This window comes from Bradyrhizobium brasilense, from assembly GCF_029714345.1.
Taxonomy (GTDB): Bacteria; Pseudomonadota; Alphaproteobacteria; order Rhizobiales; family Xanthobacteraceae; genus Bradyrhizobium; species Bradyrhizobium australafricanum.
The window spans coordinates 2,482,467-2,499,849 of record NZ_CP121669.1 but is presented as its reverse complement, the minus strand read 5'-3'; the positions used below and the strand labels follow the sequence as shown (position 1 = coordinate 2,499,849).

14 protein-coding genes are annotated in these 17,383 nt (G+C 66.3%); 9 read left to right on the top strand and 5 right to left on the bottom strand.

Going from position 1 to position 17,383, the window contains the following annotated elements:
* The first annotated feature begins 75 nt into the window (after positions 1–75).
* On the top strand, positions 76–1,539 hold the full coding sequence (locus QA635_RS11505) for a YcjX family GTP-binding protein (protein ID WP_283069011.1): 1,464 nt from the start codon (positions 76–78) through the stop codon (positions 1,537–1,539).
* Positions 1,536–2,567: a YcjF family protein gene (locus QA635_RS11500; protein WP_283069009.1), complete on the top strand. Its 1,032-nt coding sequence runs from the start codon at positions 1,536–1,538 to the stop codon at positions 2,565–2,567. Before QA635_RS11505 ends, QA635_RS11500 begins: the two co-directional genes overlap by 4 nt.
* Before the next feature lie 115 nt (positions 2,568–2,682).
* On the opposite strand, the gene QA635_RS11495 is transcribed toward QA635_RS11500, so the two are convergent.
* Positions 2,683–4,200, bottom strand: coding sequence for a glycosyltransferase family 39 protein (locus QA635_RS11495; RefSeq protein ID WP_283071603.1), 1,518 nt, complete (start codon positions 4,198–4,200; stop codon positions 2,683–2,685).
* A gap of 229 nt (positions 4,201–4,429) precedes the next feature.
* Between QA635_RS11495 and QA635_RS11490 the strand changes: the two genes are divergently transcribed.
* The 5 genes from QA635_RS11490 to QA635_RS11470 all read left to right on the top strand — a co-directional run bounded on the left by QA635_RS11490 (position 4,430) and on the right by QA635_RS11470 (position 8,769).
* Complete coding sequence (locus tag QA635_RS11490; protein WP_283069007.1) at positions 4,430–6,166, top strand: adenylate/guanylate cyclase domain-containing protein; 1,737 nt, start codon at positions 4,430–4,432, stop codon at positions 6,164–6,166.
* Between the two features lie 160 nt (positions 6,167–6,326).
* Entirely contained in the window at positions 6,327–6,554 is a 228-nt protein-coding gene (locus QA635_RS11485; protein ID WP_253607271.1) for a hypothetical protein, read from the top strand.
* Between the two features lie 208 nt (positions 6,555–6,762).
* Entirely contained in the window at positions 6,763–7,962 is a 1,200-nt protein-coding gene (gene sorA, locus QA635_RS11480) for a SorA family sulfite dehydrogenase catalytic subunit (protein WP_283069003.1), read from the top strand.
* An 11-nt stretch (positions 7,963–7,973) separates the two neighbouring features.
* The gene (gene sorB / locus QA635_RS11475) at positions 7,974–8,285 is read left to right on the top strand and encodes a SorB family sulfite dehydrogenase c-type cytochrome subunit (protein WP_283069001.1); all 312 of its coding nucleotides are present in this window, start codon (positions 7,974–7,976) and stop codon (positions 8,283–8,285) included.
* A 283-nt stretch (positions 8,286–8,568) separates the two neighbouring features.
* Positions 8,569–8,769, top strand: coding sequence for a cold-shock protein (locus tag QA635_RS11470; RefSeq protein WP_057019268.1), 201 nt, complete (start codon positions 8,569–8,571; stop codon positions 8,767–8,769).
* 211 nt (positions 8,770–8,980) lie between these two features.
* Here QA635_RS11470 and QA635_RS11465 read toward each other — a convergent pair whose 3' ends face one another.
* From QA635_RS11465 to QA635_RS11455, 3 genes are all read right to left on the bottom strand, one after another.
* Positions 8,981–11,053 carry a tetratricopeptide repeat protein gene (locus QA635_RS11465; protein ID WP_283068999.1) on the bottom strand — a complete coding sequence of 691 codons (2,073 nt, stop codon included), beginning with the start codon at positions 11,051–11,053 and terminating at the stop codon, positions 8,981–8,983.
* Positions 11,054–11,262: 209 nt separating this feature from the next.
* Entirely contained in the window at positions 11,263–11,886 is a 624-nt protein-coding gene (locus QA635_RS11460) for a hypothetical protein (protein ID WP_425249182.1), read from the bottom strand.
* A gap of 104 nt (positions 11,887–11,990) precedes the next feature.
* Positions 11,991–12,452: an Lrp/AsnC ligand binding domain-containing protein gene (locus QA635_RS11455; protein WP_038386239.1), complete on the bottom strand. Its 462-nt coding sequence runs from the start codon at positions 12,450–12,452 to the stop codon at positions 11,991–11,993.
* Between the two features lie 114 nt (positions 12,453–12,566).
* On the opposite strand from QA635_RS11455, the gene putA reads away from it, so the two are divergent.
* Positions 12,567–15,575, top strand: coding sequence for a bifunctional proline dehydrogenase/L-glutamate gamma-semialdehyde dehydrogenase PutA (putA, locus tag QA635_RS11450; RefSeq protein WP_283068997.1), 3,009 nt, complete (start codon positions 12,567–12,569; stop codon positions 15,573–15,575).
* A gap of 369 nt (positions 15,576–15,944) precedes the next feature.
* Positions 15,945–17,150 (top strand): CaiB/BaiF CoA transferase family protein, encoded by a 1,206-nt coding sequence (locus QA635_RS11445; protein WP_225646481.1) that lies wholly within the window; start codon positions 15,945–15,947, stop codon positions 17,148–17,150.
* 26 nt (positions 17,151–17,176) lie between these two features.
* Here QA635_RS11445 and QA635_RS11440 read toward each other — a convergent pair whose 3' ends face one another.
* Positions 17,177–17,341, bottom strand: a complete 165-nt coding sequence (locus tag QA635_RS11440) for a hypothetical protein (protein WP_176731389.1) — start codon at positions 17,339–17,341, stop codon at positions 17,177–17,179.
* Positions 17,342–17,383 lie beyond the last annotated feature (42 nt).

The following is a 17,383-nucleotide window of genomic DNA, read 5'->3' as shown; positions in this document are numbered from 1 at the left end:
GGCCCGATAATCGCCACCTTGCGGGTGATCGCCCGCCCTTTTGGTCCCTCCTGCCGGGTTTATCGTTAACCCTCCATGCCCCCCAGCTTCACTGATATCGTCGAGGAAGCCCGTCTCTCGGCGCGGGCGCTGCTCGACTATGGCGAGGGGTTCTTCAACCCGACGGTGCGGCTCGGCGTCACCGGCCTGTCGCGCGCCGGCAAGACCGTGTTCATCACCGCGCTTGTGCACGGCCTGACCCGCGGCGGCCGCTTCCCGGTGTTCGAGGCCTATGCCTCGGGGCGGATCGCGCGCGCCTATCTCGCCCCGCAGCCCGACGATGCGGTGCCGCGCTTCGCCTATGAGAACCATGTCCGGACATTAGTCGAGGAGCGGCGCTGGCCGAACTCGACCACCGACATCTCCGAGCTCCGTCTCGTGATCGAGTATCAGCGGCAAAATGGCGCGGACCGCACGCTGACCCTCGATATCGTCGACTATCCCGGCGAGTGGCTGCTCGATCTGCCGCTGCTCAACAAGAGCTACGAGCAATGGTCGGCGGAGAGCCTTGCGCTGTCGCGCGAGCCGCTGCGCGCCAAACTCGGGGCGCCCTGGCACGCCCATCTCGCAACGCTGAAGCCGGAGGCCAAAGAGGACGAGCAGGCCGCGCTGACCGAAGCGCGCCTGTTCACCGACTATCTGCGCGCCTGCCGCGACGAGCGCTTCGCGATGAGCCTGTTGCCGCCCGGCCGCTTCCTGATGCCCGGCAATCTCGCCGATACGCCGGCACTGACCTTTGCGCCGCTCGACGTGCCCGCAGGCGGCAGCGCATCCGACGGCTCGCTGTGGGCGATGATGCGGCGGCGCTTCGAGGCCTACAAGGACGTCGTGGTGCGGCCGTTCTTCCGCGATCATTTCGCGCGGCTCGACCGCCAGATCGTGCTGGCCGATGCGCTCGCCGCATTCAATGCCGGCCCCGAGGCGCTGCACGATCTCGAGGCCGCGCTCGCCGGCATTCTCGACTGCTTCCGGATCGGCCGCAGCACGATCCTGAGCGCGCTGTTCCGGCCGCGCATCGACCGCATCCTGTTCGCGGCAACCAAGGCCGACCATCTGCACCACCAGAGCCACGACCGGCTGGAGGCCGTGCTGCGGCGGATCGTGGCCAAGGCCGCCGAGCGCGCCGAATATGCCGGCGCCGACATCGACGTCGTCGCGCTCGCCGCGGTGCGCGCCACGCGCGAGGCGCAGGTCCAGCGCGGGCGCGACCGGCTGCCGTCGATCCTCGGCACGCCGGCGCCGGGCGAGGTCGCCAATGGCGAGCGGCTCGACGGCGAGACGGAAGTTGCGACCTTTCCCGGCGACCTGCCCGACAATCCGGAGGAGCTCTTCAACGGCGGCTTCCGCGGCCTCTCAAGCTCGGACACAGAGGCCGCGGACTACCGCTTCCTGCGCTTCCGTCCGCCAAAGCGGGAACGAAACGGCGATGCAGAGCCGGCGCTGCCTCACATCCGCCTTGACCGCGCTCTCCAGTTCCTGATCGGAGACAGACTGCAATGAACGAGAAGACGCCCCCGCGGCGGCCGGCGACGTTCAAGCTCGACGATCCCGGCGTGGTCGTGATGGATCCGGACGACGGCGGCCGCCTCACCCGCGGCACGATCCAGATCGTGCCCGAGGCCGAGCCGGCGCAGCTCCCGGTCCCGGTCGATACGCCGTTGGTGCCGGCGCGCCGCGGCTTCCGCTGGGGCACGCTGTTCTGGAGCGCGGTCGCGGGCCTGGTAGTGCTCGGCACCGGGCTTGGCGTCCTCAACCTCGTCGAGGACCTGTTCGCGCGCAATGAAGGCCTCGGCGTCCTCGGGCTGGGACTCGCCGTCATCGCCGCGGTGGCGCTCGCGGTCGTGACCACGCGCGAGCTGGTCGGTCTGGCGCGGCTGGCGACGATCGAGAAGCTGCATCTGCGCGCCGCCGAGGTACTGATCAGCGACGACCGGGCCGCGAGCCGCGCTGTTGTCGGCGACCTGCTCAAGCTCGCGCACCAGACCCCGCAGCTCGCCCGCGCCCGCAGCGCGCTGCAGAGCCACACCGACGACATCATCGACGGCGCCGACATGATCCGCCTCGCCGAGCGCGAGTTGATGACCCCGCTCGACGAGGAAGCGCGGCGGCTGGTGTCGACGGCCGCGCAGCGCGTCTCGGTCGTCACCGCGGTCAGCCCGCGCGCGCTGTTCGACGTGCTGTTCGTGTTCGTGGCGAGCTTGCGGATGATCCGGCAGCTGGCGCGGCTCTATGGCGGCCGGCCCGGCGCGCTCGGCATGATCCGCCTGCTGCGCCACGTCATCGCGCATCTCGCCATCACCGGCGGCATGGCCGCCAGCGACAGCCTGATCCAGCAGATGCTCGGTCACGGCATCGCGGCCAAACTGTCACAACGCCTCGGCGAAGGCATGCTCAACGGCCTGTTGACCGCCCGGCTCGGCCTCGCCGCGATCGACGTCACCCGTCCGCTTCCCTTCAACGCCCTGCCGCGCCCGGCGCTAACGGATCTCGCGAAAGACCTTTTGCGCAAGCGCGAAGAAGAGGAATGAGGTGCTTGCCTCGCCCCGCTTGCGGGGAGAGGCCGGAATTTTCGCGAAGCGCAAATTCCGGGTGAGGGGGAGTCTCCGCGAGACCAACTCTCGCCATCCCCGCGGAGACTCCCCCTCATCCCGACCTTCTCCCCGCAAGCGGGGAGAAGGAGGAGGCCAGCACGCGCCAGCGGAAGAAGGTGGTGTCCGGCGGCGGCGACAGATCGGGGGTCCAGCCGCTGATCTTCTCCAGCGCATAGGTGTCCATCACCATGCCGCGCCAGCTGCGCGTCACGCGCTCCAGCGGCTGGCGCACCGCTGTTGTCTCGTTCCACAGCGACAGATTGTTCTCGGGCTCGCGCCCGACATAAATGCCGGCGTGATCGCGGATCTTGCTCATGCCGGGATCGGCAAAGCCCTGGAAGCGGCCGCGCTCGTTGATTTCGATGACCGTCACCTTCCCGCGCAGCAACCAGCGCAGCATCGCATAGGTGCGGTAATCCGTGGTCGCGACCCAGGTCGCGCCGGTCGCCTCAACCTGGGCCAGGGTACGCGCGGCCACCACATCGTAGCCCGCCTCGGTGCCGATCGGATCGGTGCGGCCGATCAGATTCCACGGCGCGAACATGTAGTAGAGGAAGACGCAGACGACGAACACGATGCCAGTGGAAATCGCGGTCCGTGCCCAATAGACCGTAGATTTGACGAGCCCGACCGACCAGCCCTCGAACGGCATCCGCGTGACGTTGATGGCGACCGCCGCGAAGCCGGCCGGCCACAGGAACATCGGCCAGGTGTCGCCGACCCGCAGCGTGAAAGACTTCCAGAGGAAGTAGATGAACGGCACCAAGACCGCGGTCGCCAGCAGGATCGCGACCGGCTCGCGCTTGCGATAGCCGCGCCATGCCGTCAGCGCGGTGCCGAACAGCGTCACCGGCAGCAGCACGAAGCCGACCAGGCCGAACTGCATGCCGACGAACTCGCCGACGGTGCGCAGCGTGAAGGCGCGCTCGGCGGTGGCGCGCACCGCCTGGAAGCGGAACGAGGCCCAGTCGTGCCCGGCATTCCAGATCAGCACCGGCGCGAACACGACGATCGCGATCAGCGCGGCAAGATACGGATACGGGCTGCGCAGCCAGCGCCAGCGCCAGTCCGGCACCAGCGCAAAGGCGAGCACCGCCGGCGCGAACATGATCGCGGTGAATTTCGACAGCAGCGCCAGCCCGGCAAACAGCCCCGCCGCGAGCCACCAGCGTCCGTCACCACTTTGCGCAAGCCGCACCAGCGACCACAGCATCGCCACCGAAAACGGGATCAGCGCCGTATCGGGCGCGACCTTGGCCATCAAGAGGCCGTAATACAGCGCCGCCTCCGGCAGCAGCAGCGCCAGCATCACGGCGCGGACGTTGTTGGCGGTCACGCGGCGGACGATGTCGGCGAGCAGGAACTGGGTGGCCAGCATCGCCACGATGCCGCCGAGGCGGACGCCGAGATTGGTGTCGCCGAGGATCGCGGTGCCGAAGCGGATGAACCAGGCGACCATCGGGGGATGGTCGAGGAACGACAGCACGTTTTCCTTCGACCAGGTCCAGTAATAGGCCTCGTCGGTGCGCAGATCGAGCGCATGGGCGTAGACCAGCCGCATCGCGGTCATGGCAACGATCACGGCGATGACGCCCCGCCAGTCCGGCGCGCGCGAACGGGCCGGCTTAACGCTGTTGTTATCGGCTCCAGGTTCGGCTTGGGCTATCGTCACGGCGCGCTTTTTGTTCGACTCTTAACGGAGTGTCAACGTGCCGCACGGCCCGCTCTCACGGCTGGTGCGGACCCGCGGTGGTGTTCAGCGCGGGAATTAACCACTAGACTTGCCGATCATGAATCACATGGCCTCCCCCTCGCGCGAGCATTTGCAGGACATGGCCCGCGGTATCGGCCTGCGGCAGGTCCGCATCGTCACGGGGGCGATCATGTTCGCCTACCTGATCAGCCATTTCCTCAACCACGCGCTCGGCAATATCTCGACGGAGGCGATGGCGATCGGGGTCTACTACCACACCGAGTTCTGGCAGTTCCTGCCGGTCGCGATCGTGTTCTACAGCGCCTGCCTGGTGCATACCGGGCTCGGCATCTGGGCGCTCTATCAGCGCCGCGAGTTCCACTGGAAAGCGATCGAGCCGCTGCAACTCACGCTCGGCCTCAGCATCCCGATGCTGATCGTTGCCCACGTCGTCGGCGTACGGCTCGGCCAGACCCTGTACGGGCAAGAGAAGCTCTACCCCCAGGAGCTGTACACCTTCTTCATCGCCTCGCCGAACCGGCTGTGGCAGATGCTGGCGGTGCTGGTGATCGCCTGGGTGCATGGCTGCATTGGCCTGTATTTCTGGCTGCGGCTGCGTCCGTTCTTCAAGCGCGCCGCGCCGTTCCTGCTCGCCGGAGCGGTGCTGATCCCGACCCTGGCGATGCTCGGCATCTACCAGGGCGGCCGCGCCACGATCGCGGATTATCAAGATCCCGACTGGCGGCGCGAGGAGCTGTCGGTGCAGAAGCTCGGCACGGCGGCGCAGGGGAGCACGCTCGAGAAGATCACCGACGGCCTGACCATCGGCTATCTCGGCCTGCTCGGCCTCGTGCTGCTGGCGCGCGGCGCGCGGGCCCTGCTGGAGCGCCGCGGCGGCATGATCGCGCTGTCCTACGGCAACGGCCGCACGCTGCGGGTACCGAGGGGATTGAGCGTGCTGGAAGCAAGCCTGCGCTACAACGTGCCGCATGCGAGCGTCTGCGGCGGCCGCGCACGCTGCTCGACCTGCCGCATCCGCATCATCGGCGATCACGCAGGATTGCCCGAGCCCTCGCCGCGCGAAGCCTTCGTACTGCACCGGGTCGGCACTGACGATCCGTCGATCCGGCTGGCCTGCCAGTTGCGGCCGACCGCCGACCTGAATTTCTTCCAGCTGTTCCTGCCGAGCACGACGTCGGCCAATGCACACGCCGCCAATCCGGCACGGGTCGGCCAGGAGCGCTATCTGGTCAGCATGTTCGTCGACATGCGCGGCTCGACGCAGCTTGCCGAGAAGCGGCTGCCGTTCGACACCGTGTTCATCGTCAACCGCTTCCTCGGCGCGGTGTCGCAGGCGGTGCTGGAGGCAGGCGGCCGGCCCAACCAGTTCATCGGCGACGGCATGCTGGCGCTGTTCGGGCTTGCCACCGACCGGCAGGTGGCCTGCCGCCAGGCGTTGCGCGCGGCGGCGCTGATCGCAACCCATATCGACGAGCTGAACCAGTTCCTGAGCCACGATCTGCGCGAGCCGATCCGCTTCGGCATCGGCATCCATGGCGGCGAGGTGATCGTCGGCGATATCGGCTATCGCGACCACATGGTGTTCACCGCGCTCGGCGATGCCGTCAACGTCGCGGCACGGCTGCAGGACATGACCAAGGCGCTGGCCTGCGAGGCGATCATCTCGGACGAGGTGCGCGTCACCGCCGGGCTGGCCGACGTTGCCCTGCCGGCGCAGGAGGTCGCGATCCGCGGCCGCAACGAGCCGATGACCGTGCGCACGATCGAAAAGACGCAGCTCCTGTCAACGCTGGTCGACGACCGGCGTGCCGTCGCGGCCTGACCGGTTCATCTCCGCTTCAGCCCAATGTGACCTGCCGCACATCCGACGGTGCGTTCAGCAGAGATGCTCGAACGTGCCCGATGCCGGATGCGACTGACTGGCGATGGGTAACACTGCAACCGCGCCGCGACAGAGCTCAACGCGCATCAAGGAGAAGACCATGCTTCGCAAAGTCACGCTCGCTCTCGCCACTGCCGCAACCCTCGGTGCCGCCGCGCTGGCGCCGACCGCAGCTTCCGCCAAGCCGTTCTTCTGGCATCCGCATCACCATCACTTCTGGGGTGGCCCGGGCGTTGCCGTCGGCTTCGTCGACTCCGGCTGCTACGCCACCCGCCTGGTGCTGACGCCCTATGGCTATCGTTATCGCACCGTGAACGTCTGCTACTGATCGAACCTTCTACTTGGATGGAAACGCCCCGGTCGCCGACGCGACCGGGGCTTTTCGTTGTTGCGACGCAACGCTGCGAAAGCTCAATTGACTCGCGGTTGTCAGGTGCGACATTTGGACCGCGCGCATTCCATGATGCGAGGGCGCGCAAGGCAATCTGGGCCTGGTGATGACCGGCTCACGACAGAACAGCTTCGGAGGAAGCGGAATGCTCGATCGACGAGACTTGATGAAGCGCGCCGGATTGGCGGCTTTGGTGACGGGGCTGGGATCAAGGGGCGCACTCGCCCTCGACACCGTGACGCTGCCCTTCGGCAATGGCGAGCGACCGCAGGTGCGCTACCCGCAAAAGCGCCCGATGATCGGCCTGACCGCCCGTCCGCCGCAGCTGGAAACGCCGTTTGCGGTCTTCAACGACGGCCCGATCACACCGAACAATGCGTTCTTCGTCCGCTATCATCTCGCCGACCTGCCCTACAATCTCGATCCGGACAAGTTCACGCTGGAGATCAAGGGCAAGGTCGACAAGCCGCTGAGGCTGTCGCTGAAGGACGTCAGGAAGCTGAAGGCGACTGAGATCGTTGCCGTCAACCAGTGCTCCGGCAACAGCCGCGGCTTCTTCAGTCCGCGCGTCGCCGGCGGCCAGCTCGGCAACGGCGCGATGGGCTGCGCGCGCTGGCACGGCGTGCCGCTGAAGACCGTGCTCGACATGGCCGGCGTGCAGGCCGGCGCCAAGCAGGTCACCTTCAACGGCATGGATGGTCCGGTCAGCGACAAGACGCCGGATTTCGTCAAGGCGCTCGACATCGACCACGCACGCGACGGCGAGGTGATGCTGGCCTGGGGCATGAACGGCGAGGACCTGCCCTTCCTCAACGGCTTCCCGCTCCGCCTCGTGGTGCCCGGCTACTACGGCACCTATTGGGTGAAGCACCTCAACGAGATCACCGTGATCGACAACGTGTTCGAGGGCTTCTGGATGAAGTCCGCCTACCGGATACCGGATACGCCGAACAATGCGGTCGAGCCCGGCACCGCACCGAAGGCGACGATCCCGATCAATCGCTTCACGGTGCGCTCGTTCATCACCAGCGTTGCCGACGGCGCCAAGCTGAAGGCCGGCCGCACCATGCTGCGCGGCATTGCCTTCGACGGCGGTAAAGGCATAAAGGAGGTGATGGTCTCGACCGACGGCGGCAAGAGCTGGACGCCGGCCAAGCTCGGCAAGGACCTCGGCAAGTACGCCTTCCGCGAATGGAAGTTGCCGGTGAAGCTCGCGGCCGGTCCCGCAGAGCTGAAGGTGCGCGCCACCAACAATGCCGGCGACACCCAGCCGACGGATCCATTGTGGAATCCGGCCGGCTATCTGCGCAACGTCGTCGAAACCGTGCGCGTCACCGCAGCGTGAGGAGAAGCATCATGACCAGCAAGCTGCTTCCATCCCTCGCCGCGATCGCTGCGCTGTCGATCGGCGCCGCCATCGCCGCGCCCGTGAACTACACGGTCCCCGAGGAGACCGCGGCCTTAAAGCCGGGTCCCAACCTCGAGGTGGTGCAAAACAACTGCACCGCCTGCCACTCGGCCGACTACATCAAGACCCAGCCGCAGGGCGAGAAGTTCAAGAAGGATTTTTGGCAGGCCGAGGTGACCAAGATGATCAAGGTCTACGGTGCGCCGATCGACGAAGCCGACGTCGGCAAGATCGTCGAATACCTCTCCGCTACCTATTGAAACGCGGCCGGTCGATCCCCGCGCGCCGGCCGAAAAGGCAGCGCGCGGGACGATCGATCCAGTTCGGTACACCGGAACCGATCCGTTTTTGCAGCGCATCAATTGACCACGAAACGGGCAATCCGGCGTAAAACCCCCGCAAAGCGGGTTGTTTCCGGTCAAAAACACACCGTCGTTTGATCTACCCAGCTTTTTTCAAACTGCTATCCTGTCGTTGCGGACAAGCCGGTTTTTGCGGGGACCGACTGGTCTGTTTTCGATTGATTCCGCGGAGACGACTGGAATGCCCAAAGGTACAGTGAAGTGGTTCAACCCGACCAAGGGTTATGGATTCATCCAGCCCGCATCGGGCGGCAAGGACATTTTCGTTCATATTTCAGCAGTTCAGAAGGCTGGCCTTCAGACCCTCAACGAAGGTCAGTCGGTTGAATACGAAGAGATTGCAAATCGCGGCAAGACGTCAGCCGAAAACCTCAAGGTCTAGCGTCACAGCGCCAGATCCGGCGGCGCACTCTCGGACGCCATCCGGGAGTGGGGGCCGATCCACACACCAGACAACGTGACGTTCGGCGGGGCGGGCACGATGCCCGCGCGCCATGGCGTTGAACTATATGGCGTTGAACTATTTCGGCGGCCACCGCTCGCGCGCCGACGACTGCCTTTTGCGCCGGGAAGCGCGGCTGTGCATTGCAGCATCACAGGCACGTGCCGCTCTGGCCGTTGCCGCACGGCACCCGCTTCGACAGCTGCTGAACCTTGCGGTTCGACTCGGCCTGCGCCAGCACGTCGAACACGCTTGACGGGGTGAGCTGCGTGGCCTTGCGGAAGTCCTCGGTCGCCTTGTCGACATGGTTGAGCGCCTCATGCGCCTTGGCGCGGGCGAACAGGCCCTCAACCGTCTCCTTCTGCGCAATCGCTCGATCGAGATCCTCGACCGCCTTGTCGTAGTTGCGCAACGCCGACCAGGTGATGCCGCGCAATGTCAACGCCGGCTGATAATCGGGCCGCGCAGAGAGGATGAAGTTGAGATCCTTCATCGCGTTATCCGGCTTCTTCAGCCCGAGATAGGCCCGGGCGCGCAGCACATGCGGGAAGGCATCGTTGGGCGCCCGCGTGATGATCTGGTCGAAGGCGGCGATGGCGCGGTCGTACTGGGAGGAAGTCAGCATCGCGAGCCCACGGCCGAGCTGTGCCGTCGGATTGTTCGGGCTTCGCTCCAGCACAGCGTCGATATCGACCAGTCCCTCATCTGCGCGGCCCTTGAGCATCAACGCGAGGCCGCGCCACGATTTGGCGATCAGATTGGTCGGCACCAGCGCCAGGGCCTGATCGAAATCCAGGAGCGCCTTGTCGAGCTGATTGAGGCCGATATGGGCGAGCCCACGCTCGGTGAAAGCGAGCGTCTCCTTGGGATTGAGCGAGATCGAATGATCGTAGTCGGCGAGCGCGTCCTGCACCTTGCCGGTGCCGGCCTTGACGAGGCCGCGCGCCAGATAGGCCAACGAATTGTTCTGATCGAGCGTGATGGCACGGCCGGCGTCGGCCATCGCTTGATCGAACTGCCGCGTGCCGGCGGCATTGAGCGCGCGGGCCGCCAGCAGCTGCGGATCGTCCGGCTTGACCTTGAGCAGGGCATTGAGATCGTTGCGCGCGTCCGCCGACCGGCCGAGCTTTGAATAGGCCAGTGCACGCAGACGCAGCGCAGCCTCGTTGCGGGGATCGCCGCCCAGCACCGGGGTGAGATTGGCAACGGCGCCCGCGTAGTTGCCCTGTGCGACGAGCTGCTTGGCCTGCTCGACCTGCTGGTTACCCGCCGCCGGCCCGGCTGGCCGCGCCGGCGGCGCGCCTGGAGCCGGCGCGGCCTGCGGCGGCGCGGCGCCGCCTGCTGCCTTGGCGAGTTCGGCCTGCATCGTGACCGCCTGCTGGCGCTGCTGCTGGATCTCCTTGTTGTCGGGAAGCACCGTCAACAGCCGGTCGAAGTCGGCAATCGCGCGGGCATAGTCGCCCTTGGCGCTGTAGAGCTGGGCACGGGCGAAATAGGCGTTGCGCTCGGCCTGCGGCGCCTGCGCGATCGCGCGCGAGAAATCCTCGATCGCTTTATCCATGTCGCCCTTGCGGCGATAGGCCTGACCCCGCCAGTAGAATGCATTCGGCGTGCCGGCGTTGACGGCAATCGCGGTGTTGGCGTCGGCCAGCGCCGCATCGGGCTGTCCGGTTTCGACATAGGCCCGCGCGCGCCCGACACGGGCAGCGGGAAGATCCTGCCGCAACGTGATCGCCTGGTCGTAATCCGAGATCGCATCGCTCCAGGCGTGCTGGTCGGCGCGCAGATTGCCGCGCGCCAGGAAGCCGAACGGGTTCTTCGGCTCGAGTTCGATCGCGCGATCGAAGTCGGCGCGGGCCTGATCCGCGCTACCCTTGCGTTGCTGGACATAGCCGCGCGCGATCAGCGCCGGCACGAATTGTCCATTCAGCTGCACCGCCGCATCGGCATCGCTGAGCGCCTGATCGATCTTGCCGCGCGCGATGTGAAATCGCGAGCGGCCGGTGAAGGCCTTGGTGCGGTCCTCCGTGGAGCGTGCGGTATCGTTGATGATGCCCGAGCACGCCGCCTCGGCCTTGTCCGTCGGCGGCCCGCTGCAATCCTCGACATCACCCGCACGGGCAGGGCCGGCGAGCACAGGCCAAAGCAGCAGCGCAAGCGCCAGCAGCTGTGGGAAACGAACGCCGCCGCTGGCGGCATCAATGCAGATCGAACGTGAACGCATGTGGTAGCCTCGGGTTGACCGAATGCTGCCGGTGTTAACGCGTCACTTGGTTCTTATGGTGATCGGCACTGAACGTATTTTTTGGAACCATATCGTGCGAAGCTATTGTTCGAATCTTGGCATTCGGTTCCCAGCGTCACGCGGAACGCTATCCCTGAGATCAATGAGGATGGAACAGCGCGGAACGCGCAGCTACGACGCTCAGCCGTTCAATCTTCCGTCACCCATTTGGCGACGGTCATGACATCAGGCGGTTGCAGATAGCCGCGGGGCCAGAGATCGACAGCCCATTCCACCTTGCTCGCGCGCTCGACGAGAACGGCGGTGTTGTGCGGCGTTTGCGCCAACGAAAATCCGCGATAGTGGGGATCCCCGACGTCATGAAACCTGAACAGGTTCCACGCCCGCATCACCAGCATCAGGCTGGTCGTGTTCCGCGTCGTGTCCCAGCAATCATAATTGTGCTTGTCGTCGTTGGCGCGGAAATCCGCTTTCGCCACGCGCTTGTCGGTGCCGAGGATCGGCCCCATGCGCCGGTCGAACCAGATCACGGCCTTTTGCACGGCCGCGCGTTCGGCGGCGGCATTGGCGCGGCCCGTGGCCATGATCTTGGCCAGCGCCGCCCGGTCGGCTGCGCTGAAGTCGAGCATCTCGCGACGCCGGCAGACGAAGCCGTAACAGACGGTCATCCCCGTCGCCGACGGCGGATAGATCGAGACCGAGGTGTAGAGCTGCAGGATGCCGGAGCTGAGCTCGGCCGCGCGGGCCGGCATGGCCGACGGCAACGACAGCATGAGCACAGCAAGCGCGCCGGCAAATCCGGCCCGCTTCATTCGTATCGGCTGATCAGCGTCTTTCATGAACCACCGCCCCAACTCGACCAAAGGATTATCGCGGGCGTGTCGCGATGCCAAGACATCCGGCGCATGGCTGTGGATCAGACCGGCAGCGGCGCGTCGCGCTTGACTTCCTCCATCACCGCGTAGGTTCGCGTCTCGCGCACGCCCGGCAGCGCCAGCAGGGTCTCGCCGAGAAACCTGCGATAGGCGGTCATGTTGGCGACCCGCGCCTTGACCAGATAGTCGAAGCCGCCGGCCACCATGTGACACTCGAGCACTTCCGGCGCGGTCTGGACCGCCCTGGCGAACTTCTCGAATACATCGGGCGTGGTCTTGTCGAGCAGCACCTCGACAAACACCAGCAGACCAAGCCCGAGCCGGTGCGGATTGAGCCGCGCGCCATAGCCCTCGACGAAGCCGTCGCGCTGCAGCCGCTTCAACCGTTCGCCGACCGAGGTCGGCGATAGGCCGATCCTTTCCGCCAACTCCACATTGGCAATCCGGCCATCCCCTTGCAGGATCGAGAGGATTTTGCGGTCAGTCTTGTCGATTTCTGTCATATCTACGGTAATTCTCGAATTGATCCTGATTTTCTAAGGCAAATCTGCTAATTTGTCTATCGAACTACGGTTCACTAGCGCGTACGTGTTCCCACACAATCTCAAGGAACCGCCATGCCAGACCCGTTGCCGCTCCCGCCCCCGTTCAGCGCGCCGTATGCGCCAGACGACAGCGCCATCGCCGCCCGCCTGCGTCAGGACGCGAAGCTTGGCGCAGAGGCGGAGGCACGGATCGACCGCGCGGCAACCCGCCTGATCGAGGCGATCCGGGCCAATGACGATCCGCTCGGCGGGGTCGAGGACATGCTGCGGGAGTTCGCGCTGTCGACCAAGGAAGGGCTGGCGCTGATGGTGCTGGCGGAGGCGCTGCTGCGGGTGCCGGACGCGCGCACCGCCGACCAGTTCATCGAGGACAAGCTCGGTCAGGGCGACTTCGTCAACCACGAGACCAGATCGAGCGCGTTCCTGGTCAACGCCTCGGCCTGGGCGCTCGGCATGTCGGCCCGCGTGATCCAGCCCGGCGAGACGCCGCAGGGCACGATCGGGCGGCTGACGAAGCGACTCGGTGCGCCGGCGGTGCGCGCCGCGACACGGCAGGCGATGCGGCTGATGGGTAGCCATTTCGTGCTCGGCGAGACCATCGAGGCGGCGCTGTCGCGCGCGCAATCGCACACGGCGCGCGGCTCGCGCTATTCGTTCGACATGCTCGGCGAGGGTGCGCGCACCGCCGACGATGCCCATCGCTATTTCGAATCCTACGCCCGCGCGATCGAGGCGATCGGCAAGGCGGCCGGCGACCAGCCCCTGCCCGACCGGCCCGGCATCTCGGTGAAACTCTCCGCGCTGCATCCGCGCTTCGAGGCGGTGAGCCACGCGCGGGTGATGACCGAGCTGGTGCCGCAGCTGATCGATCTCGCGCGCCGCGCCAAGGCATTCGACCTCAACTTCACCATCGATGCCGAGGAGGCCGACCGGCTGGAGCTGTCGCTCGACGTCATCGCCGCCGCATTCGCCGACCCCTCGCTCGCCGGCTGGAGCGGCTTTGGCCTCGCAATCCAAGCCTATCAGAAGCGCGCCGCCGACGTCATCGACTATGTCGATGCGCTGACGCGTGCGCTCGATCGCAGGATGATGGTGCGCCTGGTCAAGGGCGCCTATTGGGACACCGAGATCAAGCGCGCGCAGGAGCGCGGGCTCGATGGCTATCCGGTGTTCACCCGCAAGGCGATGACCGACCTGAACTACGTCGCCTGTGCGCGCAAGCTGCTGGCGCTGCGGCCTCGGCTGTTTCCGCAATTCGCCACCCACAACGCGCTGACGGTCGCAACCATCCTCGAACTCGCCGACGATCCCTCAAGCTTCGAATTCCAGCGGCTGCACGGCATGGGCGAAGCGCTCTACGCCCAGCTCGGCGAGGACAGGCCCGAGATCGCCCACCGGACCTATGCGCCGGTCGGCAGCCACCGCGACCTGCTCGCCTATCTGGTGCGGCGGCTGCTCGAGAACGGCGCCAACTCGTCCTTCGTGGCGCTGGCCGCGGACAATCGCGTGTCCATCGTGGACCTGCTGCGCCGCCCGGCCGAGATCGTCGGCACCGACGACAAGGCGTCGCACTCCGCGATTCCGTTGCCGGCCGAGCTTTATCGGCCGCAGCGCGAGAACTCGCACGGCATCGAATTCGGCGAACGCAAAGCGCTCGACACGATGACATCGGCGATCGCAGCCGAGCGCAAGGCCCCGCCTTCGATCACCCCATCAACAACCGAGCAGGCGAATGCCGCCGTTGCCGCGGCGCGCCGCGGCTTCAAGGCCTGGAACGCCACGCCGGCGACAAAACGCGCGGCGATCCTGGACAAGGCCGCGGAGCTGCTCGAGCAGCGCCGCGACCATTTCCTCGCTCTGCTGCAAAGCGAGGGCGGCAAGACCCTCGATGATGCGCTATCGGAAGTGCGCGAGGCGATCGACTTCTGCCGCTATTATGCCGCGCTGGGGCAAAAGCTGTTCGGCGAAGGCGAGACGATGCCGGGGCCGACCGGCGAAAGCAACGTGCTGGAGCTGCACGGCCGCGGCGCGTTCGTCGCGATCTCGCCGTGGAATTTCCCGCTCGCGATTTTCCTCGGCCAGGTGACGGCGGCATTGATGGCGGGCAATGCGGTGATCGCAAAGCCGGCCGAGCAGACGCCGCGCATCGCAGCCGAAGCGGTTGCCCTGCTGCATCAGGCCGGCGTGCCGCCATCGGCACTGCATCTGGTCCAGGGCGACGGCGCGGTCGGCGCCGCGCTGGTGGCGCATCCCGCCATCGCCGGGGTCGTCTTCACCGGCTCGACGGAGGTCGCGCGGTCGATCAACCGCACGCTCGCCGCCAAGGACGGCCCGATCGTGCCGCTGATCGCCGAAACCGGCGGCATCAATGCCATGATCGTCGACGCCACCGCGCTGCCGGAGCAGGTCGCCGACGACGTCGTGACCTCGGCGTTCCGCTCCGCCGGCCAGCGCTGCTCGGCGCTGCGGCTGCTGTTCGTGCAGGACGACGTCGCCGACCGCATGATCGAGATGATCGCCGGCGCCGCGCGCGAATTGAAGATCGGTGATCCCTCCGAACCGTCGACGCATATCGGACCGGTGATCGATGCCGACGCCAAGCAGCGGCTCGATGCGCATATCGCGCAAATGAAGCAGGAGGCGCGGGTGCATCTCGCCGGCGAGGCGCCGTCAGGCAATTTCGTCGCGCCGCACATCTTCGAGCTGTCGGCGGCCGGGCAACTGAAGGAAGAGGTGTTCGGCCCGATCCTGCACGTGGTGCGCTATCGCGCCGACAAGCTCGGCGAGGTGCTGACCGCGATCGAGGCGACCGGGTTCGGGCTGACGCTCGGTATCCATTCCCGCATCGACGACACGATCGAGCACGTGATCGACCGCCTCCAGGTCGGCAACATCTATGTCAACCGCAACATGATCGGCGCGGTGGTCGGCGTGCAGCCGTTCGGCGGCAGCGGCCTGTCCGGCACCGGCCCCAAGGCCGGCGGCCCGCATTACCTCGCACGCTTCGCCACCGAGCAGACGATCACGATCAACACCGCCGCCGCGGGCGGCAATGCGGCGCTGATGGCGGGGGTGGAGTAAGCGCTTCACCCTCCCCTGGAGGCCAGGGCTATCGCATTTCGTGGCGGTGTCCTTGTGGCCATCCTTCGAGACGCCCGCCTTCGGCGGGCTCCTCAGGATGAGGTCTTGTTTTGCGGCACAATAGTAGACCCTCATGGTGAGGAGCGCCGCTTGCGGCGCGTCTCGAACCACGAGGCCAAGCACTTGCGCGGTCGCCAAGGGGCATATGCGATAGCCCTGCCCTCCAGGGGAGGGTGAAAGTGAGGGTAAGAAAGTGCCGTTGCATCGTGCCCCCCAGATGGGTCAAATGGCGGTCCGATCGGGATCATTGCTTGCGATAATTCCAGCTACCGGAAAAACACCAACAAGCGCCACGGGAGCGACGGCACGATGGAAAAAGGCATTTTTGACGGGCTCAAGGTCCTGGACTGCGCGAGCTTCATCGCGGCGCCCGCGGCCGCCACCGTGCTGTCCGACTTCGGCGCCGACGTCATCAAGATCGAGCCGCCCGGCGCCGGCGATCCCTATCGCAATCTGCCCAATCTGCCCGGCTATCCATCGAGCGAGCACAATTTCGCGTGGATGCTGGAGGCCCGCAACAAGAAGAGCCTCGCGCTCGACCTCACCAAGCCTGACGCGCAGCAGGTGCTGTACAAGCTCGTCGCCGAGGCCGACGTGTTCATCACCAACATGCCGCCGCAGGTGCGCGCAAAGCTCGGCATCACCTACGATCATCTCGCCCATCTCAACGACCGGCTGATCTACGCCTCCTTCACCGGCTATGGCGAGAAGGGCGAAGAGGCCAACAAGCCCGGCTTCGACTCCAACGCCTATTGGGCCCGCTCCGGCCTGATGGATCTGGTGCGCGCCGACGAGGAGACCACGCCGGCCCGTTCGGTCGCCGGCATGGGCGATCACCCCTGCGCGATGGCGTTCTACGGCGCGATCGTCACCGCGCTGTTCCAGCGCGAGAAGACCGGCAAGGGCTCGCACGTCTCGACCAATCTGATGGCCAACGGCGTCTGGGCCAATGGCGTGCTGGCGCAGGCCAAGCTCGCCGGCGCCAAGTTCAAGAAGCGCAAGCCGCGCGAAGAGGCGCTGAACGCGGTCACCAACCACTATAAGTGCAAGGACGGCCGCTGGCTGATCCTGTCGCTGCTCAACGAAGACCGGCAATGGCCGACGCTGGCGCGCTGCATGGGCCGCGAGGACCTCGTCGCCGATGCCCGCTTCGCCACCAAGGCGGACCGCCATGCGCGCTCGGTCGAGCTGATCAAGATCTTCGACGAGGTGTTCGCCGGCAAGGACCTCGCCGAATGGCGCAAGATCCTCGACGGCAATGGTCTCGTGTTCGGCGTCGTCGGCATCCTCGACGACATCCCGAACGACAAGCAGATGATCGAGAACGAGGTGCTGGTGCGGTTCGAGAACGACACCATGCTGACCGTCAACAGCCCGATCTTCATCGACGGCGCGAGGAAGGTGCAGCCGCGCAAGCCGCCCGAGGTCGGCGAGCATTCCGACGAGATCCTGCGCCAGGCCGGCTACGACGAGGCCACGATCCAGAAGCTGCGCGCGTCGGGCGCTGTGGCGTAGCGGATCGATCTCCGTCGAGCGTCGCTTCAGCGCTTCATCCAGGCCCAGACGATGGCCACAACGATGATGCCGATGATGACCGCGAGCCCGATCGCCCAGCTGCTGACGCGGACGGCGCTGACCGCCTGACGCTCGGCCTCGTTGGCCGCGATCTCGCGGTCGCGCTGCTTGTCGTCCTCGGGAGCACTCATCGGCCGGTCTCCGCTCAAGGCTGGGCTGTTCGGGGCGTGGTC

Excerpts from the sequence above, each read along its gene's own strand:
- QA635_RS11505 (WP_283069011.1), top strand. The coding sequence starts at position 76 with ATGCCCCCCAGCTTCACTGATATCGTCGAGGAAGCCCGTCTCTCGGCG.
- QA635_RS11500 (WP_283069009.1), top strand. The coding sequence starts at position 1,536 with ATGAACGAGAAGACGCCCCCGCGGCGGCCGGCGACGTTCAAGCTCGAC.
- QA635_RS11495 (WP_283071603.1), bottom strand. The coding sequence starts at position 4,200 with ATGACCGCGATGCGGCTGGTCTACGCCCATGCGCTCGATCTGCGCACC.
- QA635_RS11490 (WP_283069007.1), top strand. The coding sequence starts at position 4,430 with ATGGCCTCCCCCTCGCGCGAGCATTTGCAGGACATGGCCCGCGGTATC.
- QA635_RS11485 (WP_253607271.1), top strand. The coding sequence starts at position 6,327 with ATGCTTCGCAAAGTCACGCTCGCTCTCGCCACTGCCGCAACCCTCGGT.
- sorA (WP_283069003.1), top strand. The coding sequence starts at position 6,763 with ATGCTCGATCGACGAGACTTGATGAAGCGCGCCGGATTGGCGGCTTTG.
- sorB (WP_283069001.1), top strand. The coding sequence starts at position 7,974 with ATGACCAGCAAGCTGCTTCCATCCCTCGCCGCGATCGCTGCGCTGTCG.
- QA635_RS11470 (WP_057019268.1), top strand. The coding sequence starts at position 8,569 with ATGCCCAAAGGTACAGTGAAGTGGTTCAACCCGACCAAGGGTTATGGA.
- QA635_RS11465 (WP_283068999.1), bottom strand. The coding sequence starts at position 11,053 with ATGCGTTCACGTTCGATCTGCATTGATGCCGCCAGCGGCGGCGTTCGT.
- QA635_RS11460 (WP_425249182.1), bottom strand. The coding sequence starts at position 11,886 with ATGAAGCGGGCCGGATTTGCCGGCGCGCTTGCTGTGCTCATGCTGTCG.
- QA635_RS11455 (WP_038386239.1), bottom strand. The coding sequence starts at position 12,452 with ATGACAGAAATCGACAAGACTGACCGCAAAATCCTCTCGATCCTGCAA.
- putA (WP_283068997.1), top strand. The coding sequence starts at position 12,567 with ATGCCAGACCCGTTGCCGCTCCCGCCCCCGTTCAGCGCGCCGTATGCG.
- QA635_RS11445 (WP_225646481.1), top strand. The coding sequence starts at position 15,945 with ATGGAAAAAGGCATTTTTGACGGGCTCAAGGTCCTGGACTGCGCGAGC.
- QA635_RS11440 (WP_176731389.1), bottom strand. The coding sequence starts at position 17,341 with ATGAGTGCTCCCGAGGACGACAAGCAGCGCGACCGCGAGATCGCGGCC.